Source organism: Sphingomonas cavernae, assembly GCF_003590775.1.
Taxonomy (GTDB): Bacteria; Pseudomonadota; Alphaproteobacteria; order Sphingomonadales; family Sphingomonadaceae; genus Sphingobium_A; species Sphingobium_A cavernae.
Genome location: NZ_QYUM01000002.1, coordinates 405,338 through 428,269 on the forward strand (window position 1 = coordinate 405,338; position 22,932 = coordinate 428,269).

Annotated in this window: 13 protein-coding genes; 3 read left to right on the plus strand and 10 right to left on the minus strand. The window is 63.4% G+C overall.

What is annotated here, in order from left to right; all coding sequences use genetic code 11:
* The first annotated feature begins 15 nt into the window (after window positions 1-15).
* The 3 genes from D3876_RS02225 to D3876_RS02235 all read left to right on the plus strand — a co-directional run bounded on the left by D3876_RS02225 (window position 16) and on the right by D3876_RS02235 (window position 10,825).
* On the plus strand, window positions 16-9,999 hold the full coding sequence (locus tag D3876_RS02225; protein WP_119759475.1) for a hemagglutinin repeat-containing protein: 9,984 nt from the start codon (window positions 16-18) through the stop codon (window positions 9,997-9,999).
* Window positions 9,980-10,297 (plus strand): Imm45 family immunity protein, encoded by a 318-nt coding sequence (gene imm45, locus D3876_RS21180; protein ID WP_119759476.1) that lies wholly within the window; start codon window positions 9,980-9,982, stop codon window positions 10,295-10,297. The genes D3876_RS02225 and imm45 overlap by 20 nt, the downstream gene beginning before the upstream one ends.
* 72 nt (window positions 10,298-10,369) lie before the next feature.
* Window positions 10,370-10,825, plus strand: coding sequence for a hypothetical protein (locus D3876_RS02235; protein WP_147417561.1), 456 nt, complete (start codon window positions 10,370-10,372; stop codon window positions 10,823-10,825).
* 116 nt (window positions 10,826-10,941) lie between these two features.
* Here D3876_RS02235 and D3876_RS02240 read toward each other — a convergent pair whose 3' ends face one another.
* The 10 genes from D3876_RS02240 to D3876_RS02285 form a co-directional block, all read right to left on the minus strand.
* Window positions 10,942-11,181 (minus strand): hypothetical protein, encoded by a 240-nt coding sequence (locus D3876_RS02240; RefSeq protein ID WP_119759478.1) that lies wholly within the window; start codon window positions 11,179-11,181, stop codon window positions 10,942-10,944.
* 640 nt (window positions 11,182-11,821) lie between these two features.
* On the minus strand, window positions 11,822-12,928 hold the full coding sequence (locus tag D3876_RS02245; protein ID WP_182911836.1) for an aspartyl protease family protein: 1,107 nt from the start codon (window positions 12,926-12,928) through the stop codon (window positions 11,822-11,824).
* Window positions 12,925-14,433 (minus strand): SulP family inorganic anion transporter, encoded by a 1,509-nt coding sequence (locus D3876_RS02250; protein ID WP_119759480.1) that lies wholly within the window; start codon window positions 14,431-14,433, stop codon window positions 12,925-12,927. Before D3876_RS02250 ends, D3876_RS02245 begins: the two co-directional genes overlap by 4 nt.
* Complete coding sequence (locus tag D3876_RS02255; protein ID WP_119759481.1) at window positions 14,430-15,119, minus strand: carbonic anhydrase; 690 nt, start codon at window positions 15,117-15,119, stop codon at window positions 14,430-14,432. Before D3876_RS02255 ends, D3876_RS02250 begins: the two co-directional genes overlap by 4 nt.
* A gap of 122 nt (window positions 15,120-15,241) precedes the next feature.
* Window positions 15,242-16,543, minus strand: coding sequence for an ATP-binding protein (locus D3876_RS02260; RefSeq protein WP_182911837.1), 1,302 nt, complete (start codon window positions 16,541-16,543; stop codon window positions 15,242-15,244).
* A gap of 8 nt (window positions 16,544-16,551) precedes the next feature.
* Window positions 16,552-17,262, minus strand: coding sequence for a response regulator transcription factor (locus tag D3876_RS02265; protein ID WP_119759483.1), 711 nt, complete (start codon window positions 17,260-17,262; stop codon window positions 16,552-16,554).
* A 289-nt stretch (window positions 17,263-17,551) separates the two neighbouring features.
* On the minus strand, window positions 17,552-18,112 hold the full coding sequence (locus D3876_RS02270) for a pseudouridine synthase (protein ID WP_119759484.1): 561 nt from the start codon (window positions 18,110-18,112) through the stop codon (window positions 17,552-17,554).
* Between the two features lie 5 nt (window positions 18,113-18,117).
* Window positions 18,118-19,269 (minus strand): cupin domain-containing protein, encoded by a 1,152-nt coding sequence (locus tag D3876_RS02275; RefSeq protein WP_119759485.1) that lies wholly within the window; start codon window positions 19,267-19,269, stop codon window positions 18,118-18,120.
* A gap of 180 nt (window positions 19,270-19,449) precedes the next feature.
* Entirely contained in the window at window positions 19,450-20,436 is a 987-nt protein-coding gene (locus D3876_RS02280; RefSeq protein WP_119759486.1) for a GGDEF domain-containing protein, read from the minus strand.
* A 124-nt stretch (window positions 20,437-20,560) separates the two neighbouring features.
* Entirely contained in the window at window positions 20,561-22,795 is a 2,235-nt protein-coding gene (locus D3876_RS02285; protein WP_119759487.1) for a putative bifunctional diguanylate cyclase/phosphodiesterase, read from the minus strand.
* Between the last annotated feature and the right edge of the window lie 137 nt (window positions 22,796-22,932).

A 22,932-nucleotide genomic window follows, 5' to 3' on the forward strand; every position in this document is an offset into this window, starting at 1 on the left:
GCGGGGCGTCCCCGGATGGATGGCGCGGGTGGCCTGGGCGGCTTCAGCATCGCGGACGGGGCGATCGACATTGGCGGCCAGGGCCTTGATGCCTCGGGCGCGCGGCTCGACCTGTTCGCGCGCGCGATTGCGGTCAATGCGGGCGTCTGGGCGGATGCGATCCATGTCGCCGCGGGCGCCGCCGAGCTGGCGACGGCGGATGGTAGCATCATCGTGACCGCGCCTGGAACGCCAGCCCAGCCAGCGCCGTGCTTCGCGCTCGATGTGGCGGCGCTCGGCGGCATGTACGCGGGTGCGATCCAGTTGATCGGCACCGAGGCGGGGCTCGGGGTCAATGTCGCGGGCGATCTGGCGTCGCTCGAGCGCGGCTTCAGCCTCGATGTGAACGGCAAGCTGACGCTGTCGGGCCGGATCACGAGCGGGGGCACGATCGACATCAAGGCGCAAGAGGCCGAGGTCACGGGGGCCGCCTATGCCGACGGACCGCTGGGGCTTGCAGTGCGCGGTGCTCTCACCGGCGACGGCATCATCGCGAGCGGGAGCAATCTTGCGGTGAGCGCGGGCACGATCGACCATGCTGGCGCGCTTGCGGCCGGGCTCGCGCGCGACGGCACGCTGACGCGCACGGGCAATCTGGCGATCCGCGCGACCGACAGCATGATGCTGTCGGGCCAGGCGCTCGCCACCGGCGCGGTCGGGATCTCGGGTCGCGAGATCGCGCTTGCCGGGCTGGTCCAGGGCAGCGATGTACGTCTGGCTGCGGTCGATGCGCTCGATATCGCCGCGGCGGGCCGGGTGGTCGCGGCAGGCGCGCTCGAGGCGGACGCTGCGACGCTCGTCAACCGCGGAATCCTGTCGGGTGGCAATGTGGGGCTGCGTTTCGGGCGTTTTGAGAACATTGGAGGCACGGTCGATGCGCGCGCGACGCTCGACCTGTCGGGTGACTGGATCAGCCTTCGGGACAGCGTGATCCAGTCGCACGGTGCGGCGAGGATCGCGGCTGCCGGAGTGGCAAGCATCGGCGGCGCGATCCTCGCCCTTGGTTCTGATGGCTTTGAGATCGACACAAGCGGCGCGGTCAGCGCCGCCGATACGGTTATAGGATCCAACGGAGCGCTCGGCCTGCGCGCGGGATCCTTGCTGCTGAGCGGCGCCGATGGCCAATTGACCGCGGCCGGACCGCTCGGCGTCGCTGCGGTGGATACGCTGAGCGTTGCAGGCGGCGCGCGGATCGCGGGCAGTTCGGGACTAAGTTTGAGCGGCGCATCGGTCTCGGTGGAGGGCGGTGTCGTCGAGACCGCGGGGGCACTCGCGCTCGATGCGGACACGCTGGTCATCGGCGCTGCGGGCAGCATCAAGGGCGCCACGTTCGCGGTGGCGACGGGCGAGCTCGTCAATGACGGACTGCTGGCCGCGTTTGGCGCTGATGGCGCATCAGTACTCGCGGTAACGCGAACGATCGACAACCGCGGCGAGATCGTCGTCGACAGTGCCGCGTTCGACCTGTCGGCGGGAACGCTGAGCAACGCGGGCACCATCGCGCATGCCGGCAGCGGCGCGCTGACGGTTGACGCGGACAGCCTCGCCAACACCGTTGGTGCCAAGATCGCGGGCAATGGCGCGCTCGCTGTCACCGCAAGCGGGCTTGCCAATGCCGGTGACATCAGCGCGGCGGGCGATGCGCGCTTTACGGTGTCGGGCTCGGTGTCCAGCACGGGCCTCATCGCGAGCGGCAACGGACTGTCGCTCGCGGCGGCGCAACTCACCAATGCCGGGACGATCGAGGCCGCCGCAGCACTTGACCTGCGCGCGAGCGATATTGTCAATTCGGGTTCGATCCTTGCCACCGGGACCGATACACTCACGCTCGCCGCTACCGGCCCTTCGACAAGCTCAGGAGGGGCCGTCATAAACGGTGCCGGTGGCGTCATCGGCGGCAATGGCGCGGTCAAGATCACGGGCGCGAGCGTCGATCTGTCCAATGCGACGACCACGGCGCTCGGCACGCTCGACATTGTAGCGACCGCAGGCGACCTCCGCCTGGCGGGTCCCGACACGCTGGCGGCTTCGTCGGGCAACCTGTCGCTGGCGGCGACGGGCACGATCGATGCGAGCGAGGCGAGCCTCCGGACCGATGCCCTTGCTGCGATCGCCGCCGACCGCTTCGTGCTCGACGGCGGGCTGCTCCAGGCCGACGCCTTTGCACTGAACGCCGGCACATTGTCGCTCAGACGCGCCAGGTTGAGGCAGACGGGCACTCAGGACTTTGTGCTGACCAGCAGCGGCAGCGTCGACTATTCGGGGGGCGAGATCTACGCCGCGGGCGCCAGTTTCACGCTCCATGCCGCCGAGATCCTCAATCTGGGCGGCGCGATCCTCCACGGCGGGACCGGGCGGCTCGATATCGCGGCCGCGGGGCTCCTCGACAACAGCGCCGGCGTCATCGGCACCAACGGATCGCTGGCGCTGGCCGCCGAGCGGCTCATCAATGCCGGTGGAGAAATCACCGCGGCGGGCGCCGCGCACGTCGCCATCGCACATGCCCTGAGCAACGACACCGGCCTTCTGGCGAGCGGCGACGCGCTGACACTGCGCGCCGGCGCCGTCTCGAACGCTTCGGGCCGGATCGAAAGCGCGGGCGACATGACGCTCGATGTCGCGAGCCTTATGGGCGGCAGTCTTTTGGCGGTGGCGCATGAGGGGATCAGCCTCAGCCTTACCGCGCAAGGGGCGATAGAGGCGGTGGACGTGTTGGGCTCTTCCGGCACCGCAACCCTGTCCGCCGCCTCTATCAGCCTCGCGCCCGGCGGCCGGCTGACCGCGGGCGGCCATCTGGCCGCGACCGCGACCGCGGGCGATATCGTGCTGGGGGGCGGCGTGCTCGATGCGTCCTCGATGTCCCTGAATGCTGCTTCCGGTTCGCTGCGTACCGGAAGCGGCGGGCTGATCGCGTCCCCCGGCGCGATCAGCCTCAAGGCGCCGGCGATCGATCTGTCGGGGGGCGTGCTCCAGGGCGCGAGCCTCGATCTTGTGGGCGGTTCGCTGATCAATGCGGGCGGCACGATCGAAACCCCGGGCACAGCGACATTCGCCTTCACCGGCACGATCGACAATAGCGGCGGCGACATCCGCGCTGACAGCCTCACCATCGCCGCGGCCAGCCTCGTCAATGCACGGGGGACAATCGGCTCGGCTGGCACTGGGGTGTTTGCTCTCAACCTTGCTGAAGTGCCCGCAGGTGCACCCATGGGTATGGGTGTGCCTGCGGGTACTCTCGACAACAGCGCCGGCGTGCTTGCGAGCAATGGCGCGCTCGATCTTGCGGCGGGGTCCCTGGTCAATGCGGGGGGGCGCATCGAGACGCTGGGCGGTGGCACGCTCGGCCTGATCGAGGATTTCGACAATCGCAGCGGCGCGCTGCTGTCCAATGGCGCTCTCGCGCTCACCGCCGCCAGGCTGTTCAATGATGCAGGGACGATCGACAGTCTCGCGGGCCTTGACGTCACCGTCTCGGGCATTCTCGACAATGGCGCGGGCACGATAGTGTCGCGCGCGGGCGCCAGTGCGCCCGCTGGTTCCGGGCTTGACCTCAGCGCGACGCTCGGGCTGACCAATGCGGCAGGCGGGACGATCGCGTCTTCGGGCGCCTTCACCCTCGCCACGCAGATCCTCGACAATCAGGGCGCGCTGTTTGCCGACGCGCTGAGCATCGACGCCGGCCAGATCTCCAATGGCGGCAGCCTCTCGGGCCGCACGCTCGATCTGCTGGCCGCGGTGCGCATCGCCAATAACGGCGCGATCGAAGGCGACGCGCTTTCGATCGAGGCCGGCCAGACGATCGCCAATAACGGCAAGATCGCAGCGGGCGTCGATGGACTTGCACTCGTGACCGAGACGCTCGCCAATCAAGGCGAGCTGGGGGCTGCGGGCACGGTTGCGCTCACCGCCTTCGGCATCGCCAACAGCGGCACGATCGCGTCGGGCAGCGACCTGACCATCGACGCGCAAACCCTCACCAACGCCGCCTCAGGCACGCTCTGGGCCGCGCGCGACGGCAGGCTCACGCTTGGCGAGACGCTGACCAATCGCGGCAGCCTTGGTGCTGCCCATGCGCTGTCGATCGTCGCCACCGACCTCGACAACGGTGCTGGAGCAGATGCCGGCACGATCGCGGCGGGAACCAGCCTGCACCTCGATGTCGGCACCGCGCGGCTGGGCAAGCTGGTCTCGGGCGGCGATCTCGGCTTTGCGCTTGGCGGAGACTGGAGCCTTGGCGAAGGCGAGAGCCTGTCGGCTGCGGGCACGCTCAGCCTCGACATCGGCGGAAACGCCCTCAATCAGGGCCGGCTCGAGGGCGGGCGCGGGGTCAGCATCAGCGCGGGCGGCGATCTCACCAACGCCGCCACCGGCGCGATCGAGGGCGGTGTCGTCGATCTCGCCGCGGGCAATGCCATCGTCAATCTCGGGCTGATCAACGGCGGCGAGGTGACGCTCGCCGCCGATCGTATCGAGAACCGCGCGGCGATCTTCGGCGACACGGTCTCGGTCACGGGCAGGAGCGGCATCCTCAACAGCGGCGCGCAGGCGGTGATCGCGGCGCGCGGCGACCTGCTCGATCTCAGATCCGATGGCACGATCGCCAATCTCGACCGCGCGCTCCTCTACAGCCTTGGCGATATCAGCATCGGCGGCGCCAGCGGTGCGCGCGCTGCATCGCTCACCAACGGCTCTTCGACGATCGAGGCGCAGGGTTCGATCAGTCTCGCCGCCGACACCATCGTCAACGAGCGCACCCGCTTTGCATTCGGCACGGTCACCCAGGAAGACGTGCGCGTGCCCGTCGACAGGAGCAAGATCGATGTCGCGCCGGGCTCGACCTTGATGGGCGTGCGTGGCGTCGCCGACATCACCGAGACCGCGCTCATCGAGGATAGCGGCGAGGCGCGGATCATTGCAGGCGGCGATATCGTGGCTGTCGGCAACAGCCTTGCCAACCGCTACTCGACAATCGCCGCGGGCGGCAATTTCGTGTTCAACGGCGGTTCGATTGCGAGCACGCAGGCGAGCGGCGCGGCCGGTGGCTTCACCAACGAGGCACTCACGGGTACGCGCACCTCGGTGACCACGATCAAGGGCGAGGTCAAGTCCTGTGGCCTCGGCGGTTCAGGGGCGTGCGACACGAGCTCGTTCGAAGACGGCCCCGTCACCACCACCGAGACCATCGTGGTCGCCCCGGGCGTGGTCTCGGCGGGCGGCACGGTGTCGATCACCGCCCCCACCATCGCCAATGTCGTGACGGGCAGCGGCGGCGATGCCAATGGCTATGCGCGCAGCGTCTCGGGCGCGGCGACGGGCGCGGTCGGGACAGGCGCCGGCGCGCAAGCGGTTGCGGGTGGAGATGCAGGCACCGTCTCGGGCGGTCTGGCGACCGATACGGTGACCGGGGTCGCGGGCGTCGATCTTTCGGGCGCCGCGCTCACCGTCACCGGCGGCCAGTTCGCGCTGGCAGGCGCGGTCACGGGCCCGGGCACGCTCGCCGGGCTCAAGGCCGAGATCATTGGCGGCGCGCCGGTGCTGTTCCTCGATCTGTCGGGTCTGTTCCGTTTCGCCGATCCACAGGCCTCCTATCTGGTCGAGACCGATCCCCGCTTCACCAATTATGGCAGCTTCCTGTCGAGCGACTATTTCCTCAACGCGCTCGGCTATGATCCCAGGCGCACGCAGAAGCGGCTGGGCGACGCGCTCTACGAGCAGAAGCTCATCACCGACCAGCTCGTCGCCCAGGCCGGCATCGGGCGGCTCGCCGGCTATGCCAATAATGAAGAGCAGTACCGCGCGCTGATGGACAATGGCGTGCTCTACGCCAGGAGGTTCAACCTCGCGCCCGGTATCGGCCTGAGCGCGGAGCAGATGGCGACCTTGACCAGCGATATCGTGCTGCTGGTCGAGGTGACCGTCCAGACGCCATCGGGTCCGCAAAAACTGCTGGCGCCCAGGCTCTATCTGGCGAGCGTCGGCACGCGCGACCTGACCTCGGGCGGCGCGGTGATCTCTGGCACCAATGTCGCGCTGCGCGCGCCCGACGCGCTCGTCAATTCAGGGTTCATCCGCGCTACGCAAGCAAGCGACATCACCGGCGGCGACATCCTCAATACCGGGCGCCTCGAGCTGGGCGGCGTTGGCAGCGTCCATGCGACCAACGATCTCGTCAATCGCGGCGGCACGATCACCGGCGGCAATCTCACGCTGTCGGCGGACCGCGACCTGAGGCTCGAGAACGCGACCCAGACGACACGCACCGCGACCGCCTGGCGCGACGACCGCAGGCATTACGGCAGCGCGACCGAGACCAGTGTCACCAGCATCGCGGGGCATGTGACGACGACCGGCGATTTGTCGATGTCCGCTGGCCGCAGGCTTGCCGTCACCGGCACCGATATCGATGTCGGCGGCAATCTGGCCGCCCGGGGTGAGGACGGCATCAGCATAGCCTCCGCCATCGACAGCGCGAGCAGCACACGCGAAGGGCGCGACGGCAAGACGCGCTTCAGCGAGAGCGCGTCGAGCACAACCAACCGCCTGTCCACCATCACCGTCGGCGGCGATGCCAGCTTTACAACGCCGGGGGCATTCTCGGTCAAGGGCGCCGAGATCGATGCCCGGGGCGCGCTCAACGCCGACGCGGGCAGCATCGCGCTCGAGGGCGTGACCGACAAGGCATCGGTCACGGTCGACACGCTCAGGAAGACTTCGGGACTGCTCTCCTCGAAGAAGACCACGACGCATTACGAGGCAAGCGACGAGACGGTGGTCGCATCCACCCTGTCGGGAGACACCGTCGCCCTGCACGGCCGCGACGGCGTGCGCGTGCTCAGCGGCAATGTGGTGGGCACGGACGATGTGCGGGTCGCGAGCGACCAGGGCGATGTCACCATCGGCGCGCTCGCCGAGCATGATCACCAGGCCTCGAGCGTCAAGGTCAAGCAGTCGGGGGTCAGCATGAGCGGCGGCGGACTGTTCGCGGGGGTTGCCAGGACGCGCCAGGACGAGACCGCCGACAGCACAAACCATGTCGGATCGCTGATCGGCTCGGCGACCGGCGACGTCACGCTCGCGGCCCCCCGGGGGACGGTGCGGGTGACCGGCAGCGACGTGGTCGCGCCCGAGGGCGGCGTCACGTTGGGCGGCGAGAATGTGATCATCGAGCATGCCACCGATACCGTGGATACCACGTCCTTGAACACGTCATCCTCGTTCGGACTGTCGATCAAGCCCTATGAGAATGTCTCGGGTGCGGTGAAGAGCGTGACGGGGCTGCCCGGACGGATTGATGATCGCGCCGCGGGCGGTGCGGCGCAGACCGGCGTGACCGCGGTCTCCGAGACGCTGCGCACGGTCGACAGCGTGCTGGGCGCGGTCACCAACGCCGCGGGCATCTCTGCCAATCTCGGCTTCTCGAAGAGCAAATCGACGAGTGAGAGCCATGCAGAGCTTGTCTCAGGCTCGACGGTCGCGGCGCGCGAGGTGAACATTGTTGCCAACGGGTCCGCCGCTGGAGCGCCCGCGGGGTCGGGCGCGTCCGCGGGGACCCTAACGGTCACCGGCTCGGATATCACCGCGACCGACGACATGCTGCTCGATGCGAACGAGATCCTGCTGCAATCGGCCGAGAACAGCTTCGAGAGCAGCTCCAAGAACAAGAGTTCGGGCGCCGGCATCGGCGCGACGGTCGGGGTCGGCGCGGGCGGGATCACGGCGGCCCCCAACGCGTTCTTCTCGAGCTCGAGGGGCAGCAGCACGTCCGCCTCGGTTGAGCAGGTCAATACGCATGTCACCGCGGACAACACCCTCACCATCCGCTCGCACGGTGATACCACGCTTAAGGGCGCGGTCGCCGAGGGTCACGATGTGGTCGCTGATGTGGGCGGCGATCTCACCGTCGAGAGTGTGGAGGACACCGCGAGCAGTCACGGCAATACATCGAGTTTTGGCGCGTCAATCACTGGCCCAAGCACCAATGGTGCGGGGCTGGCCAAAAAGCTTGGCGTAGGCAGCCTCGGCAAGGTTGATGCCGCGCTGGGCGGACAGGCCGGAACTCCGGTCACTGGGCCCGCCGGGTTTGGCGCGAGCGTTTCGGCGTCGAAGAGCAGCGCGGACTCGGCGGTGGTCCGGGATCAATCGGCGCTGATCGCGCGCGGCGGCGATCTGAAAGCCGATGTCTCTGGCACGACCAACATCATCGGCGGCGTGATCGCCGCGGTCGACGAGGCGGGCAATGATACGGGTCGGCTGAGCCTTGAGATGGGCGCGCTTCAGGTCAGCGACATCGCCGACAGCGCGAGGTCGCGCGACGTGTCGGTCGGCGTGTCGGCCAGTGTCAACGATCCGTTCAAGGCCGGGCTCCCCGGCGCGAACAGTCCGGTGGTCGACGGCAGCTATGCAAGCTCGACCTTCGCCCAGGAGACGCGCGGCACGGTCGGCCAGGGCACTGTCACGGTCGGCGATCCGGCGGGCGGCACGCCGCTCACCGAGATCAATCGCGACGTGGCGCAGTCGCAGGTGGTGACGAAGGACACGCAGAGCGCCTTCACCGTCTATGCGAGCGAACCGGCGGCGCGCGAACTGGCCGCGCTGGGGAAGGGCGATGTCGCCAACAGCGCGATCCTGAAAAGCGCCAAGGACCTAGCGAAGGACTTTGACGGCAACGACGCCACGCGCTCGGCGCTCGCGGACGATCTGCTCGCGATCGGCAATGCGCTGAAGGTTCCGGCCGCGCGCCAGGCACAAGATGCGATCGACGAGAAGACGACACAAGCCGTGCTGGCGCTCGGTCCGAATGCCGATCCGGACCAGGTCGCTGCGATCATCGAGGCGGCCAATGCGGAGAAGGTGGCCGCCTATCGCGCAGCGTTCCCGAATTCTGGGATACCGGACACGCCCGAAGGCGACCGGTCAATCGCGCTGATCCTCAACGGCAACACGCTCGACGGGCTTGCAGGCAAGCCGTTGAGCGACGCCGACAAGGCGCTGGTGAGGGCACTTGGCGCAGCGTCCGAGCGCAATGCGGTCGCCAATGGCGCGCCCGAGGGGGCGATCGTTGTCGACGGCAATCCCACCGACGCCGACCTGTTGGCGCGCGCGATGGGCAAGCTGGTCAAGGAGGCGGGATCGGCGTTCAAGCAGAACGCGCCCGAGGCCTCGGGGGTGGTTGTCGGCACGGGCGATGCGCTGCTTGGCGACATCAAGACCCAGGCCGAGCTGCTCGGCAACGCGGCCGCCTATCCGATCAACAAGATGACCGACGGCGCGGTGTTCTCCAATGCCGACGATGTGGTCGAGGGTGTCGCGGGGGCGTTCATCGACAAGGGCAAGCAGGCACTTACCGACCCGGCCGCGTTCGCTGCCGACTATGTGCGCGACAAGAAGGCAATGGTCGACCAGTACGTCCGGGGTGGCGAGACGGCCGCGCAGGGTAAGGCGACAGGCAATGCCGACCAGCAGTTCGAGGGCCGCGCGCAACAGGGCGAGGCCGCCGGCCCGCTCGTGCTCGACATCGTCAAGGCCATCACCACAGGCGGCGCCAGCTCCGCCGCCTCCATCCTCCTGCCAGGGCACAAGGACAAGGTCGATCTACCAAACAAGCCTACTTCGGCCGGCGAGTTTGAGAAGAGTTTGGTGGGCTTATCTCCCGGCGAGCGCGTAGCAACGGTTCGCACGAAACTGGCCGACGTGGCGACGGGTAACGGATGGATGAAGGATAGCAAGCTGTCCCGTATAAACGGCCGAGACATCTATCGTGATCCAAAAACTGGCAATTATTATGCGGTTGATAGTCAGCATGGTCGCTATGAGATTTTGGACAAAAGAGGCAACCATCAAGGTGAAATGAATATAGATGGATCAATTTATGAAGATAAAAAAGATATATCTGGAAAGCATGACATAAAACTGGGATTTTTCTATGACTCAATCAGAATGGATGCGGCTTATAAAATTTGAATCAGATGTAATTGTTAGGGGCTCTGTAATTCGTTTTCCAGCAAAGTGGCCCTATGAAGATATCGTCGACTTCATGGTGTTTGATCCATTGGAGTGCGACACGGGTATGGGGCTCATAGTTTCGTCGGGATACAAGGGTGGGCTAATATCCGTTATTCTTCCGAAAGAATCTGAGATAAGACGATCGATTTCGGCAAAATGGCTGAAGGAAAATTGGAAGAAATGGGTATACCCGGAGTGTAGCGTCGATGATGTCTATGTTTGTGAAGGATATCCTGTTCCAGACACACTGCCATAGCCGGAAGCGGTTGGTTGATGACACAGTCGCCAAAATTAAATCCAGAAACCAAGCGCTTTGGATAATTGATTGATGATAAGCTGGCCGGATATGCTCAAGATACTCTCCAAACGAGAGGAATCTTTTGAGTTCAAGTCCTTCTTGAGAAGCTGCGAAGAAACGCCGTCCATCTCTGAAACACCGGTGGAGTACAATGATCCGCAAGGACACACAGTATTTTATAAGTTTCTGCTGAGTGGTGTCGAAATCGGCGTAAGGGCCGGTGTCGTTAATCATGTTCATTTTTATGCGACGAGCCACGAGGGGTATCAGCCCTATAAGGGACTGATCGGCCCGTATGAAGCCTCTGGGTGGAATGAACAGTTAGCCACAGAACTGCTGAGGCCTCCGGTGAAGAGTGGAGGAGGTAAGCCAGACGCCTTGATCGGTTATGTTCATCGATGGATGAAATTTGAACTCGATAGCTTTTTCCTTCGGTTCGAATTTGCCCCGGAAGGCAGTCTTTGGAAGGCCACGATCGTTCGCTAAATTGATTATTCATTGAAGGAGGGCCCAGATAGGGCTGTGCTGGCGTCTCATCGTTGTTCCGCCTGACCTGCCATGGGATTTTCATCGAGCCCTGATTTGCGCCGCGGCGGTCGTGGTTATGCCAACCCGGCGCCCATCGCCTTGCCGGCGCTGGGCATTGGCACGGCTGCCTGTGCCATTGCGGTCCGCACCTGGCCCGCACGCTCGCCGATGGCGGCGACCAGCTTTGCGCGGTCATTGGTGTAGACTGCGACCGATAGCTTCGTGCGCGATACGCCAACATAGAAGAATTTCGGATCGATCAGATTGGTGGCGCGGCTGTCGGCATAGTCGCGGGGTGAAGCGGACGATGTCACCCTTGTCGCAGTTTGGGAGCACGGATGTCATAAGCCGGATCGCGGAGCAGCGCGCCAGCGACGAAGCTCGGAGGCGGAATGCGAGTCCTCCCGGAACGACCGAAGAAAGCGCATCAAAGCCCACGACAAATGTGGAAACAAATGTGGTCGTAACTTCCTGAAGTTGGAAATTTATGATACAAAATCAAGGCAATAAATCCATTGACTGGTGACCCACCTACGGGAATCGAACGAACCTGCATGTCGCAGGCTCAGATTGCCATCTCCAATGAGCTATAACATCGGTGCTCCCGGGAACCCGGGAACACCGATGTTGCGGTCGGCCGCCAATAAGTCGGCCTATTGGTCGCGCAATGTCAATCCTGCCCAAATGATCCTAGTAAACAGATGGCACTTCTAATGGTACGGCGGCCCGGTCTGAAGAAAATATTGACGTAAAATCAATGTCTTGCTACGGAAACCGGGTGGCCGTAGGGGTCACCATATTGATTTATGGTACTTTTTGTTGGGGGCTGCTGAAAGTTCCCCACGCATAGCCGAAAAGTTCCCACGAAGCACTTTCTCGGATGCGCCGACCGCGATCATCTAGGCGCGCGCGTGTTTGCCGCTTCTGTCGTTGCGATCCTAAACCTCGACAAACTCAATAATACTCCTCGAGAACGAGTTCTCGATCGCCCTTGCCCAGTATCGAAAGGACGTACCGTGTCCCCGGGGGTTGCTTGCCGAGATTGCGACGGTTGGCGCTGCTCAAATTGATGGTTTCATCATTGATCGCGATGATGCCGTCACCGACGTTGAGGCCAGCTCTTGCCGCCGGGCTGTCTCTGGCCACGTGAACCACCCGAAGCTGCTCGCCCACGTGGATCACGCTCAATCCCGATCGATCGCGCCCGAACGGCCTTTCCAGCCCGCTCGCAGGTATCATTTGCATTCGTCGGCGCCCGAAATCGAGGTAGCAGCGAAAGCGCATCAGCAGCGGGAGCCCCAGCACAACGGGCGCAGCGAAGCACCAGACCGGCGGAACCGCAAAGGGGACGTCATGAAACACTGCATCGGCCAACTGCAATTTTGGCAACCGGCCGAGCTGGCTTATCGCAACGCCTTCCACCCCGGTGCTCGCGTTAGATCCACGCCTGATGCCTTTGAACAGATCATACTCTATGGCAAGATCCGGGCTGATGTAGAGCGGCGCTAGCGAGCCCAGATCGATTATCGCATCGGTCTGCAACCCATCCTTCAATGCAATGGTGGTGCAGAAATGCCCGTCGGACATCTGCACCACCGGCAGCCAGTGTTTTATGTTTTCGCTGCCATTGTCGAGGAACCGCAGCGCGCCGCGATCGGGATCGATGTCGATTGCGCTGCGAAGAAAGAATTCGTGCCCCAGCACCAGATCGATCGGAGCCCGCGTGGCGCGGGCAATCGGCCGTAAATCCAGAATCAGCGCGGGCGTCTCGGGCAAGCCCATCCCACCAACCTGGATATCCAGTGGCTGGGTCAGACTGGCCGGAATCTCACCCGTGAGCGCCGTGACACGGTGCTCGCGCACCCCCGACAATCCATGGCGTGCGGCAAATCCGGCATCGAGCACCGCGCGCGTGGCGCCACTGTCGAGAACCGCATGCGCCGCAATCCCGTGGATACGAGCCGGAAGGGTCAGGAGCGTATCCTCCCCGTCTCCGCACGCTATCCACCCGGCGGTAGGCGCCAGCGGGGTGGCGGCGGCCGCGCGCGCAACGGCCGTCATGCCGCAGTCACCAGCCGCTCGAGCCGCCCTCTCGCTCCTTCCAGCTCGACGGCAAGCCCCGCATCGCGCCGACGCCTGATCCATTCGTCAAGCATCTCGGCGCAGGTATGGTCGATATGCCTCAGCCGTTCGACATTCAGTCGCAGCCGGCCCACCGCCGGGATATCGTCCAGCAGTGCCGTCAACTTGGGCAGCGCAACGAAGGTCGCTGCGCCATCCAGCACGATCTCGCGCGTTTCGCCCTCCTGCCGCTGATCGGTGCGTAGCCGGAGCCTGCGGACGTGCGGCGCAAGTTCGAGCAACGAGAGCGCAAGGCCCACAAGCACGCCGGTGAGCAGATCGGTCGTGACGACCATCAGAAAGGTCCCCGCCCAGATCAGCGCGGGAAGCGGGCCATAGCGATCGAACAGATGCTTTACGTGATCCAGACTCACAAGCTTGGCGCCGGTTACAACGAGCACCCCTGCGAGCGCTGCCATCGGGATTTCACGCAACAACCAGGGCAACAACGCTACGAAACCAAGGATCCAGACGCCATGCAGGATCGTGGACATCCGCGTAGCACCGCCCGCCTGCACATTGGCCGAGCTGCGCACGATCACTCCCGTCATCGGGAGGGCGCCCGCAACGCCGCAGAGAAGATTACCCACGCCCTGCGCGCGCAACTCCTTGTTGTAGTTGGTCCGCACGCCATTGTGCATCCGGTCGACCGCCGCGGCCGAGAGCAGCGTCTCAGCACTTGCGATGAACGCAATGGCAATAGCGGTCCCGATCAGCGAGGGCTCAGCAAGACGCTGCAACATGCTTGCATCTGGCAGCGCAATCGCGCCGACAATCGATTCCGGCACGCTCACCCGGATGACATCGAGCCCCAGGCCATAGGCAACGGCGGTGGCGACGACGACGCCGATGAGCGCTCCAGGCACAAGGCGCAGGCGATCCGGACGCAGTCGCTCCCAGCCGAGCATCGCCGCGATCGTGAGGATGCCGATCGCGAAAGCCGCCAGCGCGCCACCGTCCCCGCCTGGTGCAAGCCCGAGAATTCGGGCGGGCATGGCAATGAGGTTGTCGATCCCGCCGGGCAGCGGCTTCGCGTCGAAGAGCACATGGAACTGGCCGAGCACGATCAGGAGGCCGATGCCCGCAAGCATCCCGTGGACGACCGCGGGCGAGATCGCGCGAAACCAGCCGCCCAGCCGAAATACGCCGGCTGCGACCTGGATCAGCCCGGCAAGCACAAGGATTGGGCCGAGTGCCGAAAGCCCCTGATCGCGCACGATTTCGAAGACGAGGACGGCGAGACCCGCCGCGGGTCCGCTCACCTGAAGCGGCGACCCGGCCAGTGCCCCGACGACGATACCCCCGATAATCCCCGTGATCAGGCCTTTTTCGGGCGGCACGCCCGAAGCGATCGCGATCCCCATGCACAGCGGCATGGCGACGAGAAAGACGACGATCGACGCCGTCAAATCGCGCGAGAAGGTTTTGGTCAGCGCGCCCGTCATTCCGCCGCCTCGACGAAATCCGCGGCGCGGCGCGTCTCGTGCGGCAAGGCGACGGGCAAGGGTTCGCCCTCGCGCAGCGGCACGAAGCGCCCCGTTTTGCCGTCCAGGCCGAGCACGCAGCCCGCATGAATGTCGACGAACCAGCCATGCAGCGCGATCTCGCCGCGTGCGATTCCGGCTGCGACCGAGGGATGCGTGCGAAGATGCGCAAGCTGGATGACCACATTCTCGAGCGAGACCGTGCGGATACGCTGGGCATCGTCCATCTGCGGATAGCTCTCGACGACGACCTTGTGCGCGGCGTGCGAATGGCGCAGCCAGGCGGCGACATTGGGCATGCCGCCCAGATCCTGATTGATCGCCAGCGCTTTCATCGCACCGCAATCCGAATGCCCGCACACGATGATGTCGCGCACCCCGAGGGCCGCCACCGCATATTCGACGGTCGAGGACACGCCGCCATTCTGCGTAGCGAAAGGGGGCACGATATTGCCCGCATTTCGGCACACGAACAGATCGCCGGGCTCAGCCTGCATGATGTGTTCGGGTACGATGCGCGAGTCCGCACATGAGATCATCAGCGCTTTGGGACGTTGGCCATCGCTGGCGAGACGCGCGTAGAGCGTACTTTGGTTGGGAAATACCTGTTTCTCGAAAGAGAAGACGCGACCGATCAGTTCGTTCACCGGGATACTCCTTGACTGGCGCCGAGGAGGCGGCGCGAGGCAAGGTTAGCCGTCGAACTTTGCTGCGACGCAGCAAGCACGTAAGGAAATGTTTCGCGCTGTAAGGAAGTGTTTCCGGCGGCTCAGCGCCGGGGCAGATCTATTTCCGCACGCAATCCGCCCGTTGGCCGGTTGGACAGCCGGAGCATCCCGCCCTCGCGGCGTGCAACCCGATGCGCGATCGGGATTCCGAGGCCCAGCCCGTGGGTGTCACGGCTCCGCGCCAGATCGAGCCGGACAAACGGCTCGAGCACATGCTCAAGTTCGCTTTCGGGTATCCCGGGCCCGTTGTCCTCGACGCACAGCACGACCCTCCCGTTTTCGGATCGCAGACTCACCTGCGCTCCGTCCGCATATTTGATCGCGTTCTCCACGAGATTGGACAAGGCCCGTTTCAACGCGAGCGGGCGCACGACGACTTCGAAATGGTCGGGCCCGGCATAGCTCGCCGGATCGCCCATATCCGAGGCGTCGTCGACGATCGTTGCCGCGAGTACCGCGATATCGGTCTGAACCGGCTTTTCGGGATCACTGTCACCGCCGTAATATGCGAGGAGTGAGGCAACCATCGCCTCCATCTCGCCAACATCCTTCTCGATCGCGCGACGCACCGAAGCATCGCTGATCGCCTCGGTACGCAATTGCATGCGAGCAAGCGGCGTGCGCAGATCGTGACCAACCGAAGCGAGTGCTTCGGTGCGATCGTTGATGAGTTGATGGATGCGCGTCTGCATTTCGTTGAACGCGCGGACCACACGCCGGATTTCCGACACGCCCATTTCGGGTAGTACGACGCGCTCTCCCTCGCCGATGCGCGCAGCCGCGCGCGCCAGCATCCGCATCGGAGCCAGGACGCGTCGTATCAGCAATCCGCCGATCAGGATCAGCGCGACCGCTGGAATCAGGGCCAGCAGGAAGCGATTGATCCGTAACGCCGAAGGACCAACGAGCTGCGTCGACTTGAATTCGAGCCAGCTTCCGTCGTCGAGCGACAACTGCCCCATCACCTTGCCATTACGCCCCGGCTCCTTCAGATGCAGCCGCAACTTCGCATGCGCCAGCGCCGGTTCCCAGCCAACGATCTGCGCGCGCATCTCTTCGAGCGCCGCCGCCATCGGCACGGGCGGCACCCTGGTCGGGTGCCATTTGACGATGAAGGTCTCACTCGACAGTCGAGCGGCCAGCTCCGGTCGCTCATCAGCAGGATTCGCGTTCATGAGCCGGCTTGCCACCGCCAGATGCTCGGCAACGCGATGTGCCTCGTCCTCGCGCACGCGCAACTGCCCCGCGCGCTCGTACAGCAACGTGCTGACGGCGAACTCGATCGCGATCGTCAGCAACAGGATGGCGAAAACCCTGCCCAAAAGCCCGATGGACGGCCGCATGGCTTCGGTCACTGGCGCGAAACTTCCGCGCTGAACATATACCCCACGCCACGTACGGTCACGATCGGCGCGCTCGAATCCTTGTGCGACAGCTTGCGCCGCAATCGGCTGACCAGCACGTCAACACTGCGATCCGATGCATCGCCAAGCCGCGTGCGCGAAAGCTCGATCAGTCGTTCGCGCGCGATCACGCGCTGCGCGTTCTCCAGGAAGCTCGACAGCAGATCGAATTCGGCGCCAGTCAGGTCGACGACCCCGCCCGTCGGTGAAAGCAGTTCGCGGCGCGGAAAGTTGACGGTCCAGCCGGCGAAGCGGGCCACGCCTTGGCCACCCTCGCCATGCTGACGATCGAGCCGCCCCCGGCGCAACACCGCCCGTACGCGCGCGATCAGTTCGCGGGTGCTGAACGGCTTGGCCAGATAATCGTCGGCGCCCAGCTCCAGACCGACCACCCGGTCGGTCTCGCTGCCCTTGGCGCTTATGAAGATGATCGGCACGTCGCTGAGCTGGCGAAGCTGGCGGCACAGATCGAGACCATTGGTTCCCGGCAGCATGATGTCGAGCAGCACGAGGTCCACCGCGCCGATGTCGAGCGCGGTCCACATTTCCGGCGCTGAAGCAGCGGGCCGAACCTGGTATCCGTTTTGCTGCAACGCGCGTGCCGTCAGGGTGCGCAGCGCGGGATCGTCTTCTACGAGCAGGATTGTGGGAGCAGTCATTGCAGAGTGGAGCGCGTGTCAGTTCATGGAGCGTCTGGTGATGTATGACCGGAAAGGCCACCGGCAAGGCCATCTACTCATGGAGATAATGACGGCCCGCCAACTATCCAGTGCGTGAACGCACACAGAAACACTTTGTTACATCAGACAGCGATTGGGACGATCACCTGGGGTCAGCCCCCATAAACGCGATTCTCAGCCCTTTGCCTGGCGAAGGGCGGAACAAATGATTTAGGGCTTTACTCCCTTAGCGACACGAGCTCGTTGGAACGAATTGCGAATGCGCGGGCTAGCTTGAAGGTCCCGCCAGAGTGGCTCGCCATTCTCCGGGCTGCATGCCTTCCACCGTCCAGTCGCCGATGCTCCATCGCACAAGCCTCAGCGTCGGATGGCCGATGGCCGCGGTCATCCTGCGCACCTGCCGGTTTCGTCCTTCCCGGATGGTCAGCCTGATCCAGCAGTCGGGGACGGTCTTGCGAAAACGGATCGGTGGATCGCGGAGCCACAGGTCGGGAGCGGAGATGCGTTCGACCTCGGCCGGCCGGGTCAAACCGTCTTTCAGACGGACGCCTTGCCGCAACGACACGAGGCCTGCCTCGGCCACGTCGCCCTCGACCTGCACCAGATAGGTCTTCGCCATTTTGAACCTTGGATCAGCAATCCGCGCCTGCAGCCTGCCGTCGTCGGTGAGAAGGAGCAGGCCCTCGCTGTCGAGGTCGAGCCGCCCCGCCGGGTAGACGCCTGGCACGTCGATGAAATCCGACAGCGTCGGGCGAGGTGATGTGGTGCCGCGATCGGTGAATTGCGGCAGCACGCCATAGGGTTTGTTGAACAGGATCAGGCGCGCCATCGCTCTCAATCCTCAGACACGAAAGCCACGCTGCCCTGATTGAAGAGCGTCGCGATCAGGGCCACCGCAAAATCCGATTTTCCAAGCTTCAACCCGATCTCGATGCGATCTCGCGAACATAGTTGTTCAGCGAAGGCGATGGTTTCCCCGCGGCACTCGAAGCACTGACCGTCGACGAACAACAGCACCGCATTTGCGTGCTGGCGGATAAACGAAAAGCGGCTGGCCGGATTGCGGCACAGTGGCAGATTGCCGGCGATGAATTCGCACACTGCCTCGATCTGAATTGGCTCTTCGGGCCGCCAATCCGCGTCGGGATATTTGGGCGTGCTGTTATATTGCCCGAACCAGCGCGCAAACGCGTCGCGGTCGAGCATTTTCTTGGTGATCATCGCATGCAGTTGCGTGATGGCCGTCGCGGAAATTTCGCCCGGATTGTCTTGCATCCGCAAATCCGGATCGGTGTACCGATCATCATCCTGCATGTCCGCAACGAGGTCATCACACCAATCCGCGATCAGCTCGCCACGCGACGGTGCGCGGAAGCCGATCGAATAGGTCATGCAGTTGTCGCCAACCGCGACGCCGTTATGCGCAACGCCCGGCGGCACGTAGAGTATGTCGCCGGGATCGAGCACCCATTCGTCGGTGGCTTCAAACTTTGCCAACAGGCGCAAATCCTCGTTGGGCAACAACACCGTCGCCTGATCGCAATGCGCGCCAACCTGCCAGCGGCGTTGGCCCAGGCCTTGAACGAGAAACACGTCATACTGGTCAAAATGCGGGCCCACGCCGCCTTGATCGGTGGCATAGCTCACCATCACATCGTCGATGCGCCAGTTCGGCACGAAGCGAAACGGTTCGATGAGTGCGGCGACATCTGGCACATGGTGATCGACGGCCTGTACCAGCAGCGTCCAGGCCTTGTTGCCAAGCTGACCAAAACGCGCTTCGGCGAAGGGGCCGTGCTCGAGCTGCCATGTCTCGCGCACTTGCGTGACCAGACGCGATTCGACTTCGCTTTCGCAGGCGAGACCTGCGAGCTCATCGGGGTCGAGCGGATTGTGCCAGGACTTCCAGGGGTTCCTGATCAGCAGCGGTTTCTTTTGCCAAAAATCGCGAAGGAAAACGTCGATGTCAAAATGATTGAATTGCATAGCTACTCGCAACGAATTGGCAGCCGGGCTCCGGGAGCGGGTGCAAGCCCGCCGCAGACATGATGTCGTTGGCGGAGCCTATGTGGATGTATTCACGGCGTTTTTTGCCGCCGCCGTCCAGTCCGTGGTCGCACCATGCCAAATGGCACGCGCTTCGCCAATTGCATATCTGCTGACGCTTTAGAACACGACCTTGTTTCGCCCCGAATTCTTTGCCTGGTACAGGTTTTCGTCCGCGCGTTTCAAAATGTTGGGATGAGGCTCGTCCTTCACGCCGATCGCCAGCCCCGCGGAGAATGAAATTGCACCGATATACACGCCGCTTTCGCGGATCTTGAGATCGTGCGCATTCACGTCCCGGCGGGCCGCGTCGATGATGCGATGGGCTGTCATCATATTGGTAGCCGACATCAGGATCACAAATTCCTCACCGCCCATGCGTGCTACGAAGTGGCCCTCGCACGATTTTTCCAGACAGCGCGCCACGAATTGCAAGACGCGGTCGCCTATGTTGTGGCCATGCGTATCGTTGATATATTTGAACCGGTCGATATCGCAAATTGCGATGGTGAGGCTGTTGCCCGCGCTCAATTCGGCCAGGCACCGCTCCTCGAATGCACGGCGATTGGGCAGTCGGGTCAGCGGATCCTGACGCGCGACATTGCGCGCCTCGGCCAGATGTTCGCGTAATCCGTCGACTTCCGACCGCGCTTCGGCCAGCTCGGCTTCCGCCTGGGTAGCGCGCGCCAACATGGTGCCCGCGATGTCGACCAGGTTCGAAATGGATTCGCCACGGGCAGCCGCGGCCAGATCGTGCACACTCCCTTGCAGCGCGTCGCTATATTCTCGCGCCGCGGACTGGCTTCGCTTGATGATGTCCTGCAGCGACGCGGCATTGCGATCGACCTCGACGGTCAATTCCTGGGCGCGCTGCACCACCCCTCCCGCATGCTGCATTGCGGCTCTGATATCGGCAGGAGCAACCGGGTGCCCCGTTTCGATCGCGCGCTGGACCGCGGCAATGATGAAGGGATCGCGATCCACGACCACGCGATAGCCAAGCTCATAGTGTTCCGGGCGCATGTCGAGACCGTAACGTCTCAAGAACGAAAGAATCTGATCAAGGCCAGACTCTTGATCCGCATCGGGTGCGTGCGCTTTGGTCATCGCGTGGTTCACAAGGCTATTGTAGACGATCGTGTCGCCTGCTGCGCAGAAGCCGCCTTTCCGCCGCAGGGCCAGGATAGCTGAAACAGACCTATAGGGAGTACTTGCTGCATCGGATGACGTTTCAGATGACCGTTAGCTTACGCGTACGATCGCGAGGCAGTTCGGAGTTCCGCGCCTTGTCCATGAGGTCGCGAAGGCGCTTGACCGCAGCGGTTGCGGGAACGGCCTTCGAGAGGAGATAGCCCTGGACGTGACTGCAGCCCCAGAGTCGAAGCGCCTCGACTTCAGCGAGGTCTTCGACGCCTTCGGCGACCACTTCGATACCCAGATTGCGCCCGATGTCGATCACGGCCTTTACCAGAGTCGCGTTTCGGGCTTCCCTGATCCGCCCTCCCCGCACAAAGCTCTGGTCGAGCTTCAGGCGATCGATGTTCATATCGCCAAGATAGCTCAGCGATGAATAGCCGGTTCCGAAGTCATCCAGCGCGAGCTTGTACCCGCGGCCCTTGAGGCCATCGAGCACGCTGCGAACATGCTGGGTTTTATCCAGCAGAACGCCTTCGGTTATCTCGAAGATGATCGTTGCCGGGTCAATGTCGAACTCGGCTTTGTAGCCATCAACAATGCCCAGCAGATCCGCGCTTTGAATTTGTAATGGCGACAGATTTATCGATGTGTGCACGCCGGGCCATTTCAGCGAGTCCTCGAAGGCAGCCTTGATAATCCATTCGCCGAGCCGCGGCATAAGGCCCATATTCTCGACTATGGGAATGAAAACGTCGGGCGTGAGATTGGGGTTGCGCTTCAGCCTGACCAGCGCCTCAATGCTGGTCGGCAGATCGGTGGCGAGGCAAACAATGGGTTGGTAATGCAGCTCGAACGCACCGTTTTCGATGGCGCCAGCGAGCAGCTCCTCGCGCTCTCTCCGTTGCTCCACCAAATGCCCCAGCTTGTGAGAATAGATTGCATAGGCCCCCTTGCCTTCGGCCTTTGCCGCATAAAGCGCGATGTCTGCGTTGCGCATCAGTTCGGACACCGTGGTACCGAACTCGGGGGACTGCGCGATCCCAGCCGAGAGGCTCATTGATAGCGCGATTTTGTCGACCTGCACCTTCTCGCAGATCAGTTGCATGATCCTCTCTCCGAAGCGATCGGCATCGCGCTCGGGCGAGCTGTCGACGATCGCGAATTCGTCGCCGCCCAATCGGGCTACACGATAGTCGTCGCCGGAAAAGGTCGCGGTCAGGCGATCGGCGATAGTCTTGACGATCTCGTCACCGGCAGAGTGCCCCATGGTGTCGTTTATCAGCTTGAAATCATCGAGATCGACGAATGCGATCTGGCATGGGCGGCGGCCTACGAGCTTGTCGAGATACTCGCCAAAATTGCGCCGGTTCGCGAGCCCCGACAAGGGATCGAAATTCGCCAGATAGAGCGCCTTACGACTGTTCTTGACGGCATGCTCGTTCAGAACATGGAGCCGCCGCACGGCAATCGCGAAGAGGGCGATGAATATGACAACCATCGCGAACATTGCCGGCAATATGCCGTAAAGCAACGCGTTGCCCGGCGTCTGGGGCCGCCAGACGAGCTTGCTGATCGGCTTGCCGTCATCCGCGTGGATGACAAATTCGGCATAGCCACCGGGTGTCGGAGACAGGACGTCGATACCCTTGAGATCCTCCAGCATCAAAGTGCGCCCGATCATTTCGATGCGAAAGGGGCTGATTGGCGTGACGGTGACGAGAATATTTCCTGTGCCCGCATCGCCTATTCGGGCCGCTCCCACAATCGCCGGTGATCGATTGACCTCCACGATATGGATGTCCCATCGTGAAAGCTTGCGTCCGTTCGTATCGTCATATTTCGCTTCGATCTCAGGATAGCTTGCATCGTGTTCGACGAGATCATGGGCCGTGCCGCTGCGCAGAAGCCCGACAACCAGCTCCGTCTGGGCTTCAAGCTGGTTGAGTCCATCGAGCGAATGACGTCCGAAAGGCTCGAAAGTATAGATAGCGCCCTTGGGCCCGATGATCCCGACCGAGCGCTGATCATAGTCCTCCGCGTGAACGGCACCAATTTCGCGGTCGAGCCATTCAAGCGCCTGAGGCGTCTCAATGCTCTGAATCTTTTCAGGAAGCTCTCTCTTCGAGCTTGAGAGGCGAAGTTGCTCGATATTCCCGTGCACGCTGCGCGTGATCAGGTTCGCGATAAGGCGCGACTGGTTGTCGCGCGCAAATCTGTTCATCGATACGCCAGCGCTCCAGACGCCCGCCATCCCGACAAAACTGACCGCGGAAATAGCGGCAATGATCGTGGCGCCGCGAGACCGTTTGGGCTCAGACAGGATACGCATGGCCTAAGGCTTCCTCACAGCGACAAGCGAATTGTCCCACGCTCGCCCCTCATTTTAGGATCGTTTTCGACTGCATCCAAAACCGTGGGCCGTTTATCCGATGGCCCTTGACCGTCTCCTGCGTGGACTTTTTGGCT

Coding starts and splice junctions, on each gene's coding strand:
- D3876_RS02225 (WP_119759475.1), top strand. CDS start 16: ATGGATGGCGCGGGTGGCCTGGGCGGCTTCAGCATCGCGGACGGGGCG.
- imm45 (WP_119759476.1), top strand. CDS start 9,980: ATGCGGCTTATAAAATTTGAATCAGATGTAATTGTTAGGGGCTCTGTA.
- D3876_RS02235 (WP_147417561.1), top strand. CDS start 10,370: ATGATAAGCTGGCCGGATATGCTCAAGATACTCTCCAAACGAGAGGAA.
- D3876_RS02245 (WP_182911836.1), bottom strand. CDS start 12,928: ATGACGGCCGTTGCGCGCGCGGCCGCCGCCACCCCGCTGGCGCCTACC.
- D3876_RS02250 (WP_119759480.1), bottom strand. CDS start 14,433: ATGACGGGCGCGCTGACCAAAACCTTCTCGCGCGATTTGACGGCGTCG.
- D3876_RS02260 (WP_182911837.1), bottom strand. CDS start 16,543: ATGCGGCCGTCCATCGGGCTTTTGGGCAGGGTTTTCGCCATCCTGTTG.
- D3876_RS02265 (WP_119759483.1), bottom strand. CDS start 17,262: ATGACTGCTCCCACAATCCTGCTCGTAGAAGACGATCCCGCGCTGCGC.
- D3876_RS02270 (WP_119759484.1), bottom strand. CDS start 18,112: ATGGCGCGCCTGATCCTGTTCAACAAACCCTATGGCGTGCTGCCGCAA.
- D3876_RS02275 (WP_119759485.1), bottom strand. CDS start 19,269: ATGCAATTCAATCATTTTGACATCGACGTTTTCCTTCGCGATTTTTGG.
- D3876_RS02280 (WP_119759486.1), bottom strand. CDS start 20,436: ATGACCAAAGCGCACGCACCCGATGCGGATCAAGAGTCTGGCCTTGAT.
- D3876_RS02285 (WP_119759487.1), bottom strand. CDS start 22,795: ATGCGTATCCTGTCTGAGCCCAAACGGTCTCGCGGCGCCACGATCATT.